Source organism: Deltaproteobacteria bacterium (assembly GCA_016875225.1).
Taxonomy (GTDB): Bacteria; Myxococcota_A; UBA9160; order SZUA-336; family SZUA-336; genus VGRW01.
The window spans coordinates 1-18545 of the sequence record VGRW01000045.1; the positions used below are offsets into that span (position 1 = coordinate 1).

Consider the following 18545-nt stretch of genomic DNA (forward strand, 5'->3'; position numbering starts at 1 on the left):
GGGGGAGTGCGCCGGATGGGGGTCGACGAAGCGGTCGGCTGTGCCGGGCACCGCTGAGGAGACCCCCATCCGGCGCGCCCCGGCACTCACTCTCGGGTCAGGCTCCTAGGCGCGGGCGCGAACGCGCCGGCGAATGGCGGCGCGGCGCCCGAAACGCTCGCGGCACACGTGGCGAACGTGGTCGCGGCCGGCCCGCTCGCCAAGCAGATCCCGTGCTGCCCGCTGATGCACGGCACGGGCCTCTTCACCGCGATCGGCACGATCAGCGCCGGCGGCTGCGTGGTGACGACGTCGGGCCACAAATTCGACCCGGCCGAGCTCTACGACACCGTTCAGCGTCACCAGGTGAACTCGCTGGTGATCGTGGGCGACGCGTTCGCCAAGCCGATGCTGAACGCCCTCGACGAGAACCCGGGGCGTTGGGACATCTCGTCGGTCAAGGTGATCGTCTCGTCTGGAGTGATGTGGAGCACCGAGGTGAAGAAGGGGCTGCTGCGTCACAACCCCGGCATGATCCTCACCGACTCGTTCGGCTCCTCGGAGGCGGTCGGCTTCGGCTCCTCGATCATGACCGCGGCCGGCGAGGTGAAGACCGCGAAGTTCACGATCGGCGACCGCTGCAAGGTCTTCGGCGAGGACCACCGGGAGATCGTGCCGGGAAGCGGCGAGAAGGGCTTCATCGCGCGCTGCGGACCGATTCCGGTCGGCTACTGGAAGGATCCCGAGAAGAGCGCGAAGACGTTCCCGACCATCGACGGTGTTCGCTACTCGATCCCGGGCGACTGGTGCACCGTCGAGACCGACGGCACGCTCACGCTGCTCGGCCGCGGCAGCGCGTGCATCAACTCGGCGGGCGAGAAGATCTACCCCGAAGAGGTCGAGGAGGCGCTGAAGACCCACCCCGACGTCGAGGACGCCCTCGTGGTGGGCGTGCCCGACGACCGCTGGGGCAACGCCGTCGCCGCGGTGGTGCAGCTGAGAAACGGCGCGACTCTGGACGAGGAGAAGCTGCGCCTGCACACGCGTGAGCGGCTCGCGGCGTACAAGCTCCCCAAGCGCGTCTTCGCCGTGCCGGCGATGTTCCGCGCGCCCAACGGGAAGGCCGACTACAAGACCGCGCAGGAGTTCGCCGCGCGCAGCTACTGAGCGGCCTGCCGACGGTGGCGGCTACAGCCTCTCGATGATGGTGCCGGTGCCGAGCCCGCCGCCGCAGCACATGCTGATCAGGCCGTAGCGTCCGCCCGTGCGCTCGAGCTCGTGGAGCGCCGTCGTGATCAGGCGCGCGCCGGTGCAGCCCGTGGGGTGGCCCAGAGCGATCGCGCCGCCGTTCGGATTCACGCGCGCCTCGACCGCCTTCACTTCCTTCATCCAGGCGAGCACGACCGAGGCGAACGCCTCGTTCACCTCGTAGACCGACATGTCCTCGATCGCGAGGCCCGCGCGGCCGAGCACCTTGCGGGTCGCGGGGATCGGGCCCTTCAGCATCGTGACGGGGTCGCAGCCGACCAGGACCGAGTCGACGATCCGCGCGCGCGGCTTGACGCCCAGGCGCTTCACGCCGTCGGCAGAAGCCAGGATCACCGCGGACGAGCCGTCGCTCACCTGCGAGGACGTGCCGGCCGTGTGCAGGTTCTGGCCGGGCACCGGCGCGAGCGACGCGAGCTTCTCGAGCGAGGTCTTGCGCAGGCCCTCGTCGCGCACCACCTCGCCGGTCGGCTTCCCCTCGGGGTCGAGCCCGGGCGCGGCGACCGGAATCACCTCGCGGTCGTAGCGCTTCTCGTCCCAGGCGCGCGCGGCCAGCTCCTGGCTGCGCAGCCCGAAGCGATCCACATCCTCGCGCGTGATTCCGAACTCCTTGCCGATCATCTCCGCGCCACCGAACTGCGACGAGAGCGCGTAGTGCTCGAGGTAGCTCTTCGGGATCGGCGAGCCGCCCTTCATGGCGGCACCGAGCGGCACGCGGCTCATCATCTCGACCCCGCAGGCGAGCACGACGTCCTCGAGTCCCGAGCCGACCAGGCCCGTGGCCAGCGTCGTCGCCTGCTGGCTCGAACCGCACTGCGCGTCGATCGTGGTCGCGGCGATGTCCTGGGGAAGGCCCTTCGAGAGCCAGGCCAGCCGGGCGATGTTGAAGGTCTGCTCGCCGACCTGCGAGACGCAGCCGCCGATCACCTGGCCGATCGCTTCGGGCGCGACTCCGCTGCGATCCAGAGCCGCCTTCTGCACGGTTCCGAGCAGGTCGGCGGGGTGCATTCCCGCGAGCCCTCCGCCCCGCTTGCCGATTGGACTTCGCACCGCCTCGATGATGTAGACTTCCCGCACCGTTGGGTCCCCTTGTGAAGCTCGCGGCGCACTCTACACGTCGTCGCGTGTCGCCCTCAAGCGAGCAGCCCGCAGCGCTCCGTCCCGCCCGTTGTGGGCCGACCTCTCGCGGGTATCATCAGGACCCCAACGAAGTCGCGGAGTAGTACGACAGCGCTCATGACGGAACAGCACGGAAACGGGGACGGGCATTCGGGCGACTCGGCATCTGATCCTGAAAGACCGGTGAAGCGACTCGACTCGGTCGTGATCCGCTTCGCCGGAGACTCCGGCGACGGAATGCAGCTCACCGGCACGGAGTTCACGCGCACGGCGGCGCTGTTCGGCAACGACATCGCGACTTTCCCGGACTTCCCGTCGGAGATCCGTGCGCCGGCCGGATCGCTCGCCGGCGTCTCCGGCTTCCAGCTGCAGTTCTCGTCGAACGAGATCTTCACCGCGGGCGACGAGCCCGAGGTGCTCGTCGCGATGAATCCCGCGGCGCTGCGCACGAACCTGCCGGATCTGCAGAGCGGCGGGCTCCTGATCGTGAATTCCGGCGCGTTCAAGGCGAAGAACCTGGAGCTCGCGGGCTACGCGTCGAACCCGCTCGAGGACGGCAGCCTCTCGGCGTACCGCGTGGTTCCGATCGATTTCGGCAAGCACGTATCGGCGGCGCTGCAGGGAGCGGGGCTCTCGATCAAAGAGGTCTCGCGCACCCAGAACTTCTTCGCGCTCGGCCTGCTGTTCTGGCTCTACGGTCGCGAGCCCGCACGCGAGATCGAGTCGATCCGCAGCAAGTTCACCAAGAATCCCGAGTTCGGCGCCGCGAACGTGAAGGCGTTCGAGACCGGCTACCACCTCGGCGAGACGCTCGAGCTCTTCGACTCCACCTACAGCGTTCCGCCGGCGAAGCTCGGCTCGGGACACTACCGGAACATCACCGGCAACGAGGCGACCGCGCTCGGTCTCGTTGCCGCGGGCCGGCTCGCGAAGCTCCCGATCCTGTACGCGAGCTACCCGATCACGCCCGCCTCGGACGTGCTGCACAACCTGGCCAGCTACACGCGCTACGGCGTCTCGACCTTCCAGGCCGAGGACGAGATCGCGGCGGTCGGCGCGGCGATCGGCGCGTCGTTCGGCGGCTCGATCGGGGTGACCGGCACCTCCGGTCCCGGCTTCGCGCTCAAGCAGGAGGCGATCGGCCTCGCGGTCGCGGTCGAGCTTCCCCTGGTGGTGGTGAACGTGCAGCGCGCCGGCCCCTCCACGGGAATGCCCACCAAGACCGAGCAGGCGGACCTGCTGCAGGCGATCGTCGGCCGCAACGGCGAGAGCCCGATCGCGGTGGTGGCGCCGGCCACGCCGGCGGAGTGCTTCGACCTCGCGATCGAGGCCGTGCGGCTGGCCGTCGAGCACATGTGCCCGGTCGCCTACCTTTCCGACGGATCGCTCGCGAACGGCGCCGAGCCGTGGCGTCTGCCCAAGGTCGAGGATCTCGCGCCGATCCACACCCGCTTCCGGACCGAGGTCGAGGGCTTCGCTCCGTTCCTTCGGGACGAGCGGCTGGTGCGCCCGTGGGCGGTCCCCGGAACTCCCGGCCTGGAGCACCGGATCGGCGGGATCGAGAAGGAGGACGTGACCGGCAACATCTCCTACGAGCCCGAGAACCACGAGCACATGACGCACACGCGCCAGGCGAAGATCGACAAGATCGCCGACCGGCTGCCGCCGGCGCAGATCGATGGTCCGCCGACGGGGGACGTGCTGATCGTCGGCTGGGGCGGCACCTACGGCGCGCTGCGACAGGCGGCGCACCAGCTGCGGGCCGAGGGCCATGCCGTCGGCCACCTGCACCTGCGCTACCTGAACCCGCTGCAGTCGAACGTCGGAGCGCTGCTGGCGCGCTATCGCCGCGTGGTCGTCGCGGAGCTGAACCTCGGCCAGCTGCGCTCGATCCTGCGCGACAAGTTCCTCGTCGACGCGCGCGGGCTGAACAAGATCCAGGGCAAGCCCTTCAAGGTGCGCGAGGTCGTCGAAGCGGTGCGCAAGCTGCTGCCCGCCGCGGCTTCGCGGGAGTTGCACGCATGAGCGTCGAGACACACGGACGAGAGCAGGTGCCCGCGAAGCTCTCCAAGCGGGATTTCGAGACCGACCAGGCCGTGCGCTGGTGCCCGGGCTGCGGCGACTACGCGATCCTCGCGCAGATCCAGAAGGTGATGCCAGAGCTCGGCATACCCAAGGAGAAGATCGTCTTCATCTCCGGGATCGGCTGCAGCTCGCGCTTCCCGTACTACATGGACACCTACGGTTTCCACACGATCCACGGACGCGCGCCCGCGATCGCGACGGGGCTGAAGCTCGCGCGTCCCGAGCTCTCGGTCTGGGTCGTGACGGGCGACGGCGACGCGCTCTCGATCGGCGGGAACCACATCATCCACACGCTGCGCCGCAACGTGGATCTGAAGATCCTGCTCTTCAACAACAAGGTCTACGGGCTCACCAAGGGGCAGTTCTCGCCGACCTCCGAGATCGGCATGAAGACCAAGTCCTCGCCGGCGGGAACGGTGGTGCAGCCGTTCCGCACGCTCTCGCTCGCGCTGGGGGCCGAGGCCACGTTCGTCGCGCGCGCCATCGATACGGAGGTCCAGCACCTCCAGGAGATGATCTCGCGCATGGCGGTCCACAAGGGCAGCGCCTTTCTCGAGATCTACCAGAACTGCTCCGTCTTCAACGACGGCGCCTTCGACGAGCTGAAGGATCGCAAGAGCAAGGCCGACCACCTGCTCGTGCTCGAGCACGGCAAGCCGCTCGTCTTCGGCAAGTCCGGCGACGCCTGCGTGAAGCTCGACACGGCGCGAATGCGGCTGTACGTGGGCAAGCTCGGCGAGAAGGACGGGGGCGTCGAGGTGGTCCACGACGAGTCGAATCCCGATCCGGCGCTCGCGATGCTGCTCGCGCGCTGCCGGCCGCCCGAGTTTCCGACACCGATCGGTGTGCTGCGGGCGGCCTCGGCGCCGACGTTCGAAGATCAATCGCTCGCACAGAAGAAGGCCGAACTCGCGTCGCGCGGCGAGGGGTCGCTCGAGCAGCTGCTGTACTCCGGCGACCGCTGGGACGTCTAGGACGGAGGAGGGGAATCCCGATGGAGCAGAACGCCTTTCACCTGATGTACATGTTCGCAGCCACCTGCGGAGTGCTCTTCATCCCGGTGATCTTCGGATTCGTCGCCGTCCTGCTCGACCGCGACTAGCGGGGACGGCTAGTCGAGCTGCTCGAGGATCTCCTCGTGCGTCGGGAAGCGGCCGCTCGCCTTCTTCGAGAAGATCAGGCGCCCATCGAGGACGACTTCGAACACGCCGCTGTCGCCCTTGATCAGGGTCGGCGCGATGCCGTGCTTCTGCTCGATCTCGGCCGCCAGACTGGCGGCCCTGGGCAGGTAGTTTCAGCGTACGCAGTATTCGATCGAGAGCTGCTTCATTTCGCCAAGCTCGCGCTTCGCCCGGCGCGGCACAAGCCCGAAAGACGCAGCGAGCCGGAAAATCGAGGCGAAGTCGCCCCCGGATGCGGAGAGATCCGGCAGGCGCCGGAATCGCCCGGCGCCACCTAAAGCTCTCCCGGGTCACTCCAGTCGAGAGGGTGGCGTCACGGGGGGATTGTGGGCTTCGTCCTACGCGAGATAGACTCGGCAACCAACGGCCCTACGACGCCGTTGCTCCCCGACCCGACCCCCCTGGCCAAGAACAGCGACCGGCCCGCGCTGACCCGTGCAGCCGGCGCCGTCAGAGACGTTAGAGAGAATGGGTACATGGCTCGAATGCTCGCAGCGTTCCTTCTGATCGCCACTCTCTGGGCGCCCGTTGCAGGGGCGGTCGGGACCGAGGTGAAGGCGGCGGCCTCCGAGCCGGCCGCTCGGCTGCTCGAGGCGGCGCGGATGCGCAACATCCTGGGCGCCGGCAAGGCGCTCGCCGACGGGGCCGAGGTCGAGTCGCGCGATGCCGGCGGCGTGACGCCGCTGATCGCCGCGGCGAAGTCCGGGTCCAGCGAGATCGTCCGTCTGCTGCTCGACTCGGGCGCGAACCCGCACGCGGCGGACGCCGCAGGCATGACGGCGCTGATGCGGGCGAGCGAGCGCGGTCATCTCGAGATCGCCAGGCAGCTGCTCGCCAAGGGCGCGGATCCGAACCTGCGCAACACCGAGGGCCTCGGCTCGCTGCATCTCGCGGCCGCAGAGGGTCGCTTGCCGGTCGCGAGGCTTCTGCTCGAGTCGGGCGCCGACGCGAACCTGCGCAGCGCGAGCGGTGATTCCCCGCTCGCGGTCGCGGCGCGAAGCGGAAAGACGCGCATCGCGGACGTGCTGATCAAGGCGGGCGCGCGAATCGACGAGCGCTCCGACGACGGCTCGACTGCGCTGATGCAAGCGGCCGGCGCCGGGCGCACGTACACGGTCGGCGCGCTGCTCGCGGCGGGCGCGGATGCGAACGCGATCGACGACGCGGGAGTCACCGCGCGCGAGCACGCGTCGCGTCGCAAGCACAACGACATCGCCAGCCTGCTCGGCGCTCTCGAGGCGCAGCCGCGAGAGGAGCCGCCCGCGACACTCGTGGCCATGGCCGGCCCGAACGAGGTCCTGATCGGAAGGCCGACGGCGTCGACGCTGATCTCCGCGCTCCTGGCCAAGGGCGCCGATGTGAATGCTCGCTCGGCCGAGGGCAAGACCGCACTGCTTCTCGCCGCCGAACGCGGGCGAAGCGAGACGGTGAGCAAGCTGCTGCAGAGTGGCGCCGACGTCGATGCGGCCGACGCCGCGGGGCAGACGGCGCTCGAGCGCGCGGCTCGCGAAGGGCATCGCGAGATCGTCTCGGTGCTGCGCGAGGCCGGTGCGGACGTCTCGCAGACGGACCCCACGATCCTGATTCCCGAGCTGCAGACCGCGAACGATCTCTTCGTCGAGGCGGCGCGGCGCAGCGACATGAAGCTGCTGCGCCAGATGATCGAGAAGGGCGTCGACCTCGACGCACAGAGCCACGGCGGTCAGACCGCCCTCGGCGAAGCGGCGCGGGGCGGCGACGTCGCGGTCCTGAACGCGCTGATCGGCGCTGGCGCCACCGTCGACGACACGACCAACGCGGGGCAGACGCCGCTGTACCGCGCGGTGAGCGAGGGACGCACCGACGCGGTCCGGGAGCTGATCCTCGCCGGCGCCGACGTGAACCGGCCGACGAATGCGGGCACGACTCCGCTGATGGCCGCCGCGGCCAGCGGCGTCGAGCCGGTCGTGCGGATCCTGCTCGACGCGGGCGCCGATACCCGCGCCGGCCCTGAGAGCGGTCAGAGCGCGCTTGCGCGCGCCGCGCGCGAGAGCAACACCGCGATCGTCGAGCTGCTGCTGCAGCGCGATCCGGGGCTGAGCATTCGCGGCGCGCAGGGCGATCTGGCGCTGACGCGCGCCGCGCAGATGGGTCAGCTCGATACCGTGAGCTCGCTGCTTCAGTCCGGCGCGGATCCGAACGCGAAGGACCGCAAGGGTCTGCCGGCGCTCGTCCTCGCCTCGCGCGAGGGGCAGGTCGAGGTGATGAGCGAGCTGCTGCGCGCGGGAGCGGATCCCAACGGCCGCACCCGGAACGGCCAGACGCCGCTGATGTTCGCCGCGATGAGCGGGCGCGCGACCGCCGTGACCGCCCTGATCAAGGCGGGCGCGCGCGTGAACGAGCGCAGCCTGACCGGCCAGACGGCACTGATGTACGCGGCCTGGAAGGGCCGCGTGCGCGCGATCTTCGCGCTCCATGCGGCCGGCGCGAGCCTGAACGAAGCCGCCGACGACGGCCAGACGGCGCTGATCCGCGCCGTGCGCGAGGGCCAAGTCGAGGCGGCGCGGGCGCTGCTGAAGCGTGGCGCCGATCCGAACCTGTCCGATCGCCAGGGCTGGTCACCGCTTCTGTACGCGACCGCGGCCGGTCAGGGGCAGCTCGCGATGCTCCTGCTCGAGAAGGGCGCGGATGCGAATGCCGCCGGGCTCGACGGCCGAACACCGCTGATGCTCGCGGCGCTGCTGCCCAGCGACACCGATCCGGCCGGACGCCGCCGCGACGACTCGAACAAGGCGCTGGTGAAGGCCGCGCGCGACGGCCACGCGTCGTACCTGCGCTCTCTGCTCGCGAGCGGCGCGTCGCCCGACACGCGCGACCAGAACGGCTGGACGCCGCTGATCCACGCCTCCGCAGCGGGCCACGACGAGATCGTGCAGTACCTGCTGCAGAACGGCGCCGCGCCGAACGCGCGCACGTCCACCGGCATGACCGCCGCGACTCTTGCGGCAGCGAACGGACACGCATTGATCGCGCGCATGCTCTTCGACGCCGAGACCGGAGTCGGTCCGCAAGCGCGCGTTCCCCGCTGAGCGGCGGCCGAGCGCCCCCCCCGCCCACGCTCCGCTGGACGAGCCCGACAGCGACGTTCCGCAGCTGGCGCAGAAGCGCGCGCCGGGCTCGTTCGCGGCGAGGCAGCTCGGACAGCTCGACGCGGCCGCCCCCTGGCGGACGCCGCAGCGCGAGCAGAAGTTCGCGCCTGCGGCGACCGTGGACCCGCATGCGGCGCAGGTCGCGGCCGCGGGCTTTCCACCGAGTGCGTTGGTGACGACGCCGGCCATTCCCGCGCCGAGCCCGAGGCCGGCACCCGCGCCGACGCCCGCCGCCGCGAGGCCCGCGCCGCCGCCACCGCCCTCGCCCGACGCCTTCTCGAGCGCGTTGGCGGCCTGGTAGCGCACGAACGAGTCGAGCGATCCGACCGCCGCCATTCCGCCGCGCTTGTCGATCATCTCCTGCACGTGGTCCGGCGGCGAGATCGAGAGGATCTTGAAGTCCGTGAGCGTCACGCCGTAGCGCTCGAAGTCGGTGATCAGCCGCGCCTGGATCCCCGCGGATAGCTCGTTGTAGTACTGCGCGAGGTCGAGGATCGTCGAGAGGTGCCCGCCGAGGAAATCGGCGACCTCGTTCACGATGAAGCCCCGGAAGAACCCGTCGACCGCGGAGCTCGCGAGCTCGGGCAGGGTGCCGACGATCGTGTTCACGAAGACCTGCGGGTTCGAGATCCGGAACGCGTACATCCCGAAGGCGCGCAGCCGCACCATCGCAAGCTCGCTGTCGCGGAACAGGATCGGCTCCATCGTGCCCCATTTCCGGTTCACGAACGTCTTCAGGTTCGCGAAGCAGACCTCGGCGCGGAAAGGGCTCGTTCCGCCGAGCGGCAGCGAGAGCGCCTTGGTCAGCAGCGGGACGTTCAGCGTGGAGAGCGTGTGGCGTCCCGCGCCGAACGTGTCGAGCGCGCGCCCGTCACGGAAGAAGATCGCGGCCTGACTCTCGCGCACGACGAGCTGCGCGCCCAGCTTGATCTCGGCCGATCCCTGCTCGGGGAAGCGCGAGACGATCGTCTCGGGCGAGCGATCCAGACACTCGATGACTTCGATGAACTGCGACATGACTCACCTCGACCCGAGACCCAGGATCGCGGTTCGCCGCTCGGCGAGCGCGAGCCCCAGCCTCTTCACCACCGCGCGCACCGACGCGGCCTGGAATTCCACATCCGCGATCTGCGAGACGACCTGCTCGATCTGCTCGACGATCCGCTCGTCCCGTTCGTAGACGGCGTCGAGCGCGGCCGGCGAATCGAGCACGATCTCGTCGAAGAATCCCGAGTAGCCGCGATCCGCGAAGCGCAGCTCCGCGCGCAGCTTGTCCAGCTGGTTCGCGAGCTCGTGCAGATCGTCGAGCTCGTCCAGCGCTGCTCTCGCGGCGATCTCGTGCAGCTCGCGAAGGCCGCGCTCGAGAAGCGAGGCGCCGTGCTCGCGCAGGATCTTGTCGGCCTCGCGCCGCGCCTCTCGGTCGAGGTAGCCGCGAAAGCCGGGGATCCGCGCCACCAGGCGCTCGAGCGCGTTGCGCTGGCCGCGAATCGTCTCGTGAGCCTTCGCCATCACTGACCTCCCGCGAACCCACGCGTCAGGCTGGTCCAGAAGCGCGGGCTCTCCGCTGCTTCGGCGCGCGCTCCGACCGGCTTGAGCGGCGCTCGCCCGGCCCGACTCAGGCGAGCGAGAAGGCCCGCGCCAGGCGCGAGATGCCTCCGTCGTCCTCGAGCAGCTCGCGCGGAACGGGGCGCATTCCCGGCGGCATTCGCGCCGGCTGGCCGGCGGAGTCGGCCGGACAGGGAAGCCAGTGGCCGCCGTGGAGTGGCAGTGGCAACAGAACCAGCGCGGGCTCGCCGCAAGCGAGCTCCGCCTTCGCGATCAGCTCGCGGAAGCGAAGCCCCGAAAGGCTGCGGGTGCTCTGCGCGTCGTGCAGCGCCACGAGCGAGAAGCGCGCGAGCGCCACCGCCTCGTCCGACTCGAGCTCCACGTCGAGCAGGCGAAGCGCGCCGCCGGGAGCCGCGCGCTCGACGCGCACGCTGGGCTGCCGCCAGGTGGCGGTGGCGAGGAGCGCGTTGAACGCGTCGTCGAGCTCGCGGGTTCCGAAGATCGCGCGGGCCGGAATGAACAGGCGGCTCTGCTCCGGATCGTTCTCGCGAAACAGCGCGGCGGCCGGCTGAGCGGACACCGACTCGAGCCAGTCCCAGACCCGCGTGTACTCGCGGCCGCCGGCGCGGAGACGGAAGGGCAGGGCCCAGAACGGGAAGCCGACGCTGCCCTCGACGCCCGGCGCGCCGCACACCTCGCCCAGCGCGTAGCCGCAGGGCTCGAGGCGATCGGCCGAGACCCGGATGCCGAGCGCGCAGGTCGCGCAGAAGGCGATCTTCGCGCGCGGCGAGAGCGCGAGGTGCGCGCCGCAGTTCGGGCACTCCGACGCGATCGCGCGCAGGCTGGGCTTGGCGAGCACCTCGGAGAGCGGGCGTTCGGGAAGCGCGCGGAACACGCTGGACTCGGCGAGCGAGAGCTTTCCGGCGATCGTGTCGAACTGGCGATCGACCAGGTAGCTCTCGATCGCGCCGAGCCGGCGAATTCGCGCGACGCTCATGTGTTTCCAGATCTGCAGATTCCGCTCGCCGAGCACGCCGTCGACGCGCGCGATCACCTGCGTCTGCTCGTCGAGCTGCAGTCCCGAACGGTCGAGCGACCGCGCACCCCGGCCGGGCGCCTCCGCGATGCGATCGAGGTGCCGGCCGGTGGCCTGCTCGCGATGGGTTTCCGACAGGAGCACGAGCCGGGAGCCGCGGATCTTCAGCCCTCGGTCGCGCAGGTTGAGCTTCGTGGCGTCGTAGCGCCGGTGCAGGTCCTCCGTGCGGAAGCAGCGCATGAAGCTCTCCTTCGCGGCGCCCCGGCGACCGAGCACGGCCTGCGCGATCGTGCGCTCGTGCAGCTCGTACGGAACCAGGAAGTCGATCGTCTCGACGCGCTCGATCTGCGCCTCCAGTCGGGCTCGAAACGCCGCCACGCGCGCCTCGATCAGCGCGGGAAGCTCGAGGCTCACCCCTTCCTGGGCGCGCGCCTTGCCGAAGAGCTCGCTCCGGTAGCCCTCGGTCTCGCAGCGGATCAGGAGCTCGACCGCGTCGAGCTCTCCGGGGCTCGCGTTCGCGACCACGAAGACCTCTTCGCCGAGCAGCCTGCCGCAGACCAGGAGCGATCCGCAGTAAGCGCAGGTCGCGGATTGATCCCAGACACCGACCACGATCGCGGCGCCGCACTCCGGGCAGTGAAGCTCCACCTCGAGCCGCTCCGCGACGTCGCTCTCGGCCACGAGCGTTGGATCGGAGCGGGCGCGCGGGTTCTTGCGCTCACAGCCGCGGCGCTCGCGCCTGCTCCGGAGCGCCGGAACGCTGTCGAAGCGGGGGCGAAGGCGATAAAGTTGCCGGCTGCCGACGGCGCGAGCGCCCCTTTTCGGGTGGCCCCGGACACTATGAGAGACGAGGGCCGCGCCGCGTTCGGGTGCGGGAAGGGGAGAGATTGACCGAGCGCCACTCCGCGGACGTGGATCGGACGCTGCGCGCCCGGGACGGGCGCCAGATCGGCTTCGCCAGCTTCGGCGATCCCGATGGGGTGCCGGTCTTCTATTTCCACGGGCTGGTCAGCTCCCGGCTCGAGGGCGCGCTCGCGCACGCGGCCGCGCTGCGCAGAAACGTTCGGATCGTGGCTCTCGATCGGCCCGGCTTCGGCCTCTCCGACCCGCGGCCCGGGCACCGGATCGTCGACTTCGCGGACGACGTCGAGGACGTCGCGGACGCGCTCGGGCTGCGGCAGTTCTCGCTGGCGAGCGTCTCTACCGGCGGCCCGTTCGCGCTCGCGACCGCCGCCCGGCTTCCGGACCGGGTTCGCGCGATCTCGCTGATCAGCAGCCCCGGCCCGTACCGGGAGCCCGCGAGCCTGGTCGGGATGGACATCCGATCGCGGGTGATGCTCGTCTGGCTGCCGCGCTTCGCGCCCTGGCTGCTCGCGCCGATCTGGAACCGGCTCGCGCAGCTCTCGGACCGCGATCCCGCAGGGCTGTTGCGCTTGATCGCGGACATGATGCCGAGCTCGGAGCGCCGGGCGATCAGCTCGCCCGAGATCGCCGAGGTCTTCATGGACTCCGCCTACGAGGCCTTCCGCTCCGGCACCGATGGCGTGGTGATGGAGCAGCGGCTGCTCGCGCGGGACTGGGGCTTCGCGGTGCGCAAGGTCGATGCGCCCGTCTGGCTCTGGCACGGCGAGGAGGACGGAGCGAGCCCGGTCACCATGGCGCGCTGGCTCGCCGCCGAGCTTCCGAAGTGCCGGCCGCGGTATCTCCCCGGCCGCGGCGTGATCGTCGCCGGGGACGTGATGCCCGAAGCGATCGCGACGCTCTCCTGGCACTGGAATTCGAGCGGAGACGCGACCTGACGCTTTCTCAGCCGGCGGGGTCCAGGAGCGACTGGAAGCCCGACGGGGCGTGCGGCCCGATCACGAGCTGCTCCAGCACGCCGTAGCCCCATCGCGCCCCGGCTCGAACACGGCAGAGCTGCTGAACGTGCACGTGCCAGGGCTCCATCGGGTCGATCTCGGCGAGTCGCCAAAGCGCGCCGCTCGTGACGTCCTCGCCCTTCCACATCCCGTGGCCCCATTCCGGATCGGTGTAGCCGATGCCGCGCATCTGGAACGCAAGCAGCGGCTCGAGCGCGAGCCGCTCGGGCTCGCCGCGCGCTCGCACCAGCTCGAGATCGGCCGCGCTCGCGCGGCGCGTGCCCTTCTCCCACTTCACCGAATGCCGCACCGACGCCATTTCCTCGATCGGCTGGCCGGATTCGAGCAGCGGCACGAGCGCGCCGTGCGAGCTCAGCACGCGACCTTCGGCGTCCTCGTTGATCTGGAAGTGCGCGCAGCGGTCGTCGAAGTGGAGCGGCGCCCAGAGCCAGAAGAACTGCGGCGCGGGTGCGGGCGCGCCGGTCGTCTCGCGCTCGCCGACCGGACGCAGGCCCCAGGAGCGATCGCGCGTGCCGAGCACGTGGCTCGCGTCGAGCTTGATGCGCTCCGCGCCGACCTCGAGCCAGCCCTCCCAGGCTCCGAACTGCGTGAAGCGCGTGGAGTCCATGCCCACCCTCGCCCCCTGGCGCAGCGTGAGGCGCGGCTCTTCCAGCGCCTCGGTGCGCGCGCGGAAGACCAGCTCTCCCGCGAGGCCGTGCGGATTCGGCGCGATCCGTACGCGAAGCGCGCGCATGGGCTCGACCACCTCGATCGAGATCGGTCCCGCGCGCGTGTCGGTGCGCTCGTCCGGCGCCAGGCGCGAGCCGCGCACCACGTACTGCAGGCCGCCGCACACGACCGATACCGCCGCGTCCATCACGCGCCGGTTCGGGTACACGCCCAGAGCCACGGCGAAGAACAGGTCCGCCTCGCGCGTGAAGCCATTGAACCAGTAGCGGTCGTAGGCGTTCCGATCGCCGCCGAGCGTGTGCGCGACCGGCTCGGGCGTCTGGTGGATCGGGTAGTCGTCGAGCTTGTTCAGCATCCGTCGCGACGCGTCTGCGCCTGGCCCCGCTCGCGCACCTGCAGGCGCGCCGTCTCGATCTCCTGCGGCGCGACGCGGCGATTCGCGGCGCCGGAGATCTCGCGCTCGAGCCGCATGCCCTCGCCGAACGGGAGCGCGAAGCCCTGGTCGATGATGCGCTTGTAGGAGCGAAGCGCGGCGTCGGGCACCGAGATCATGTCCTGCGCGAGCTTGCGGCAGGTCGGCAGCAGCTCCGCGGGCGCGACCACGCGATTCACCAGCCCCCAGGCGTCGGCCGTCGCGGCGTCCAGGTAGTTGCCGGTGAGCGAGAGCTCCTTGGCGCGCGAGATCCCGATCGCCCGCGAGAGCTTTTGCGACAGGCCCCAGCCGGGCATGATGCCGACACGGGCGTGTGTATCCGCGAAGCGCGCCTCGCTCGAGGCGATCAGCACGTCGCAGGCCAGCGCCAGCTCGAAGCCGCCGGTGACCGCGACGCCGTTGATCGCGCCGATGATCGGTCCCGCGAAGCTCGCGATCGCCTTGATCACGTTCGGCTCCTCGCCGCTTCCCGCGCCGACCGGCCCGGCGCCGCGGCCGAGCTCCTTCAGGTCGAGGCCGGCGCAGAACGCGCGCCCCGCGCCGGTCAGGATCACGACGCGCGCGTCGGGATCGAACTCGAGCGTCGTGAACGCGTCGACCAGCGCGACGCGAAGCTCGCGCGAGAGCGCGTTCATGGCGCTTGGGCGGTGGAGCGTCAGCGTCACGACGCCCGCGTCGCGTTCGATCAAGAGAACCGGCTCGGCCATCTCGCACTCCCGCGTGATCGATCCGCCGCATGATAGGCTCGCGCGTCGCCGCGCCACAAACCGAGGAGCGCTTCTGGAGATGGAGTCGAGCCGTGCCTTGCCGACTCGGCTCCCCGCGATCCACCGGCTCGCGCCCGGGCTCTTCTACGGCTGGTGGGTGGCGCTCGGCGCCTGCCTGATCTCGTTCGCGTGCGCGGGCGTCGGGTTCTACAGCCAGGGCATCCTGATCGACGCGCTCTGCAACGAGCGCGGCTGGTCGCGGACGATGGTCTCCGGTGCGTCGGGGCTGTACTTCGTCTTCTCGGGCTTCGCCGGAATGCTGGTCGGTCGCGGCCTCGATCGCTTCGGCGAGCGCGCCTTCATCGGGGTGGGCGCCTGCCTGCTCGCCGCCTCGCTTGCCGCCGTCGGCCGCGTGCAGTCGGTCGGCATGCTCTACCTGTGGATCCCGCTGATGGCGATCGGAGTGTCGATGAGCGGGCCGGTGCCGACGGCGTCGCTGGTCACGCGCTGGTTCGTCGCGCTTCGCGCGCGCGCGATGAGCCTCTCGCAGACCGGCGTCTCGCTGGGCGGGATCGCGACGGTTCCGCTCTCGATCTGGATGATCGCCGCGTACGGTCTGCCCGCGGCGATGACGGCGCTCGCGGTGCTGGTCTTCGGTGTCGCGCTGCCCGTGGTGGTGTTCGTCCTGCGCGGCGACCCGATCGGGCACGGGCTGTTTCCCGACGGTCGAAGGCCCGCGGCCGGGCCGATCGCGAGCGCGGCGCCTCGAGCGTCGCGGACGCGCGACGCGATCCGCGTCGCGGCGTTCTGGGGGATCATGCTCGCGTTCGGGCTCGGGCTCTTCGCGCAGGTGGGATTCCTCGCGCATCAGATCGCGTGGCTGCGCGAGCGGATCGGACCCGCGGACGCGGCGCTCGCGGTGAGCGCGACGGCGGTCGGCAGCATCGCCGGCCGCCTTCTGGTCGGGCCGATCGCGGACCGCATCGAGAAGCGCTGGATCGCGGTCGGGCTCTTCCTCGCCCAGGCGCTCGCGACGCTGCTCTTCGCGCACGCGCCGGACGCCGCGAGCGCGATCGCGGCGTCGTTCGGCTTCGGCCTGACCATGGGAAACATCTTCATGATGCAGCCGCTCCTCGTCGGTGATTTCTTCGCCGCCGCCGGATTCGGCAGGGTCTTCGGCGCGCTCGCGCTCGGCACGCAGCTCGCGAGCGGCCTCGGCCCGTGGGCAGTCGGCTTCGCCTACGATCGGCTCGGCGGGTACACGCACGCGTTCGAGGGCCTGGCCGCGATCTCCGTCCTCGCCGCGCTCCTGGTCTCGCGGCTGCGGCCGTCAGGGGCGGATGGAGTAGCTGCGCGGGCCTAGCTGCCTTGCGAGCGCGGGCTGGATCCACTCGACCCAGTCGCAGAGCGCGGCCCGCGTGCGGCGCGGGTCGATCAGGTCCGCGACGCCGAAGCTCTCGGCGCGCGCGTACGGGTCGCGGCGCGCGGCGAGCTGCGCCTCGAGCTCGCGGCGCTTCGCGTCGGGGTCGGGCGCGGCCTCGATCTCGCGCCGGAACGCGACCGCGACGCCGCCCTCCAGCGGCAGCGCGCCGGACTCGGCCGACGGCCAGGCGAGAGTGTGCCCGCCGGGGCCGAAGTGCGCGGCGGCCGCGACGCCGAATGCCTTGCGCACGTGCACCGTCGCCCAGGGCACGCTCGACTGCATGACGGCGAAGATCGCGGCCGTGCCGTGGCGGATCGTCGCGTCGCGCTCTGCATCGGGGCCGATCAGGAAGCCCGGCTCGTCGACGAAGCTCACGATCGGCAGGTGGAACGTGTCGCAGAGATCCACGTGGCGGCGCAGCTTCTGCGCCGCACTCGCCGTCATCGCGCCGGCGTAGAAGTTCGGATCGTTCGCGAGGACTCCCACGGGTTGACCGCGGAGCCGAGCGAGGCCGCAGATCACCGAGCGGCCGAACTCTGGCGCGAGCTCGAAGAAGCTCTCCCGATCGAGCACCCCTTCGAGCGCGCGCCGCATCTTGTACGACTTGCGGCGGTCGCGCGGAACCAGCTCGATCAGCGACTCGTCCGCGCGATCCGCAGGGTCGTCGCAGGCGCGGACCGGGGCGGGTTCCCAGACGTTCGTCGGAAGGTAGGAGAGGAAGCGCCGCGCCAGCGCGAACACGCCGCGCTCGTCGTCGGCCGCGTTGTCGACGACGCCGCTGCGCAGGTGCACCCGCGCGCCGCCGAGCTCCTGCTTCGTGGCCGAGATCCCGCGCGCGCGCTCGACCAGCGCGGGCCCCGCGATCAGCACCTGCGCGGTCTCGCGCGCCATCAGCGACAGGTGCGACGCCACCAGCCGCGCGGCCGGAAGTCCCGCGACGGAGCCGAGCGCGGCCGAGACGACCGGCGCCTGCGCCATGGCTTGCGCGAAGGAGAGGAACCGCGGCGGGGCGTTCCCGGAGTCGACGGCGATCGGCGCCGCGCCGCGGCTCGCGCGCGGCGCCACGCTGCCGCCGCCCCCTTCGAGCAGCCGCAGCAGCGGCAGCCTCAGCCTCACCGCGAGGTCCTCGGCCAGCACCGATTTTCGCAGCCCGGCCGGGGAGGGCGATCCGCCGGCCTGCGTGAAATCCTCGCCGCCGACGACGCACGGCCGTCCGTCGAGCTTCGCGACGCCGAGCACGTAGTTCGCCGGCGCAAACGACTCGAGCCTGCCGTCCTCGCCCTTCTCGGCATGGCCGGCGATCGGCCCCTGCTCGCGGAACGAGCCCGGGTCGACGAGCGCGTCGATCCGCTCGCGCACCGTGAGCCGCCCCTTCGCGTGCTGCGCCGCGACCGCCTCGGCGCCTCCGAGCGCGAGCGCCGCGCGGCGGCGCGCCTCGATGCCGTCGACCTCGTCCTGCCAGCTCACGGCGCCAGTCTACGCCGGCGGGTACTCGTCGTACTTCGGCGCTGAATCGCCGATCTCGAACCAAGGCGCCTTCGAGCCCACGAAGATGTGGCGGCCTTCGCGGATTCCCGGCTCGTCCTCCAGCGATCCCGCGGGAACGACGCCGATCCCGCGCTGGGGATCGACGCGCGGCAGCGGCGAGCCGCAGCCGCGACAGAACGCCTGCGTGAAGCGCAGCGCGTCGGGCACCTTGAACGAATCGACCTGATCGTCGCCGTGAAGCCAGCGGAAGTCGGAGAGCGACACGAACACGTTGCTCGCGTGCGCGGCGGCGCGCGCCTTGCGACAGCGCGAGCAGTGGCAGCGCACGATCTCGCCCGCGAGCGGCGCGACGATCTCGTACGCGACCGCGCCGCAGTGGCAGGCGCCGCGCAGCGAGCCCGGCTTCGGCTTGGTCACGCGCCGCGTCGCGCGTGAGCCGACGAACAGCTCGGGCAGATCGCCGATCCGCGGGTCGCCGTCGACGAGCCCCAGAGGAACCCGCACGGATTCGCCGCCGAACGCGTCCGGCGCGGACGAGCCGCAGCGCGGGCAGAAGCCGCGCGTGACCCCGGGTGACGACTCGAAGCGGCGGATCTTCTCCGGCCC

General features: G+C 71.1%; 14 protein-coding genes and 1 pseudogene. 6 read left to right on the forward strand and 9 right to left on the reverse strand.

Annotated elements, in window-relative coordinates; genetic code table 11:
• Nucleotides 1-147: 147 nt before the first annotated feature.
• A pseudogene (locus tag FJ108_11690) lies at nucleotides 148-1146 on the forward strand (AMP-binding protein).
• Between the two features lie 21 nt (nucleotides 1147-1167).
• Here FJ108_11690 and FJ108_11695 read toward each other — a convergent pair.
• Entirely contained in the window at nucleotides 1168-2322 is a 1155-nt protein-coding gene (locus FJ108_11695; protein ID MBM4336556.1) for a steroid 3-ketoacyl-CoA thiolase, read from the reverse strand.
• A gap of 159 nt (nucleotides 2323-2481) precedes the next feature.
• Between FJ108_11695 and FJ108_11700 the strand changes: the two genes are divergently transcribed.
• Together FJ108_11700 and FJ108_11705 are read left to right on the forward strand one after the other, a co-directional pair.
• Nucleotides 2482-4389 carry a 2-oxoacid:acceptor oxidoreductase subunit alpha gene (locus FJ108_11700; protein MBM4336557.1) on the forward strand — a complete coding sequence of 636 codons (1908 nt, stop codon included), beginning with the start codon at nucleotides 2482-2484 and terminating at the stop codon, nucleotides 4387-4389.
• Complete coding sequence (locus tag FJ108_11705; protein ID MBM4336558.1) at nucleotides 4386-5423, forward strand: 2-oxoacid:ferredoxin oxidoreductase subunit beta; 1038 nt, start codon at nucleotides 4386-4388, stop codon at nucleotides 5421-5423. The genes FJ108_11700 and FJ108_11705 overlap by 4 nt, the downstream gene beginning before the upstream one ends.
• Before the next feature lie 137 nt (nucleotides 5424-5560).
• On the opposite strand, the gene FJ108_11710 is transcribed toward FJ108_11705, so the two are convergent.
• Complete coding sequence (locus FJ108_11710; protein ID MBM4336559.1) at nucleotides 5561-5737, reverse strand: SelT/SelW/SelH family protein; 177 nt, start codon at nucleotides 5735-5737, stop codon at nucleotides 5561-5563.
• Between the two features lie 369 nt (nucleotides 5738-6106).
• Here FJ108_11710 and FJ108_11715 point away from each other — a divergent pair, with 369 nt between their 5' ends.
• Nucleotides 6107-8698 (forward strand): hypothetical protein, encoded by a 2592-nt coding sequence (locus FJ108_11715; GenBank protein ID MBM4336560.1) that lies wholly within the window; start codon nucleotides 6107-6109, stop codon nucleotides 8696-8698.
• Here the strand turns inward: FJ108_11715 and FJ108_11720 are convergent.
• The 3 genes from FJ108_11720 to FJ108_11730 all read right to left on the reverse strand — a co-directional run bounded on the left by FJ108_11720 (nucleotide 8228) and on the right by FJ108_11730 (nucleotide 12020).
• Nucleotides 8228-9775, reverse strand: coding sequence for an SPFH domain-containing protein (locus tag FJ108_11720; protein MBM4336561.1), 1548 nt, complete (start codon nucleotides 9773-9775; stop codon nucleotides 8228-8230). The two genes, FJ108_11715 and FJ108_11720, sit on opposite strands and share 471 nt — an antisense overlap.
• A gap of 3 nt (nucleotides 9776-9778) precedes the next feature.
• Entirely contained in the window at nucleotides 9779-10267 is a 489-nt protein-coding gene (locus tag FJ108_11725; protein MBM4336562.1) for a hypothetical protein, read from the reverse strand.
• Between the two features lie 106 nt (nucleotides 10268-10373).
• Nucleotides 10374-12020, reverse strand: coding sequence for a hypothetical protein (locus tag FJ108_11730; protein MBM4336563.1), 1647 nt, complete (start codon nucleotides 12018-12020; stop codon nucleotides 10374-10376).
• On the opposite strand from FJ108_11730, the gene FJ108_11735 reads away from it, so the two are divergent.
• Nucleotides 11906-13138, forward strand: coding sequence for an alpha/beta hydrolase (locus FJ108_11735; GenBank protein ID MBM4336564.1), 1233 nt, complete (start codon nucleotides 11906-11908; stop codon nucleotides 13136-13138). The two genes, FJ108_11730 and FJ108_11735, sit on opposite strands and share 115 nt — an antisense overlap.
• Before the next feature lie 7 nt (nucleotides 13139-13145).
• On the opposite strand, the gene FJ108_11740 is transcribed toward FJ108_11735, so the two are convergent.
• Together FJ108_11740 and FJ108_11745 are read right to left on the reverse strand one after the other, a co-directional pair.
• On the reverse strand, nucleotides 13146-14243 hold the full coding sequence (locus tag FJ108_11740; protein MBM4336565.1) for a hypothetical protein: 1098 nt from the start codon (nucleotides 14241-14243) through the stop codon (nucleotides 13146-13148).
• Nucleotides 14237-15028, reverse strand: coding sequence for an enoyl-CoA hydratase (locus FJ108_11745; protein MBM4336566.1), 792 nt, complete (start codon nucleotides 15026-15028; stop codon nucleotides 14237-14239). Before FJ108_11745 ends, FJ108_11740 begins: the two co-directional genes overlap by 7 nt.
• Here FJ108_11745 and FJ108_11750 point away from each other — a divergent pair.
• Nucleotides 14955-16391 (forward strand): MFS transporter, encoded by a 1437-nt coding sequence (locus tag FJ108_11750; protein MBM4336567.1) that lies wholly within the window; start codon nucleotides 14955-14957, stop codon nucleotides 16389-16391. The genes FJ108_11745 and FJ108_11750 overlap by 74 nt on opposite strands.
• Here the strand turns inward: FJ108_11750 and FJ108_11755 are convergent.
• Both FJ108_11755 and FJ108_11760 read right to left on the reverse strand, forming a co-directional pair.
• Nucleotides 16359-17918: a propionyl-CoA carboxylase gene (locus tag FJ108_11755; protein MBM4336568.1), complete on the reverse strand. Its 1560-nt coding sequence runs from the start codon at nucleotides 17916-17918 to the stop codon at nucleotides 16359-16361. The genes FJ108_11750 and FJ108_11755 overlap by 33 nt on opposite strands.
• Before the next feature lie 9 nt (nucleotides 17919-17927).
• Nucleotides 17928-18443: a GFA family protein gene (locus FJ108_11760; protein MBM4336569.1), complete on the reverse strand. Its 516-nt coding sequence runs from the start codon at nucleotides 18441-18443 to the stop codon at nucleotides 17928-17930.
• Between the last annotated feature and the right edge of the window lie 102 nt (nucleotides 18444-18545).

Bases quoted from the DNA above. Each gene is read 5' to 3' on its own strand.
- FJ108_11725 (MBM4336562.1), bottom strand. From the start codon at position 10,267: ATGGCGAAGGCTCACGAGACGATTCGCGGCCAGCGCAACGCGCTCGAG.
- FJ108_11705 (MBM4336558.1), top strand. From the start codon at position 4,386: ATGAGCGTCGAGACACACGGACGAGAGCAGGTGCCCGCGAAGCTCTCC.
- FJ108_11745 (MBM4336566.1), bottom strand. From the start codon at position 15,028: ATGGCCGAGCCGGTTCTCTTGATCGAACGCGACGCGGGCGTCGTGACG.
- FJ108_11715 (MBM4336560.1), top strand. From the start codon at position 6,107: ATGGCTCGAATGCTCGCAGCGTTCCTTCTGATCGCCACTCTCTGGGCG.
- FJ108_11720 (MBM4336561.1), bottom strand. From the start codon at position 9,775: ATGTCGCAGTTCATCGAAGTCATCGAGTGTCTGGATCGCTCGCCCGAG.
- FJ108_11700 (MBM4336557.1), top strand. From the start codon at position 2,482: ATGACGGAACAGCACGGAAACGGGGACGGGCATTCGGGCGACTCGGCA.
- FJ108_11740 (MBM4336565.1), bottom strand. From the start codon at position 14,243: ATGCTGAACAAGCTCGACGACTACCCGATCCACCAGACGCCCGAGCCG.
- FJ108_11750 (MBM4336567.1), top strand. From the start codon at position 14,955: ATGGCGCTTGGGCGGTGGAGCGTCAGCGTCACGACGCCCGCGTCGCGT.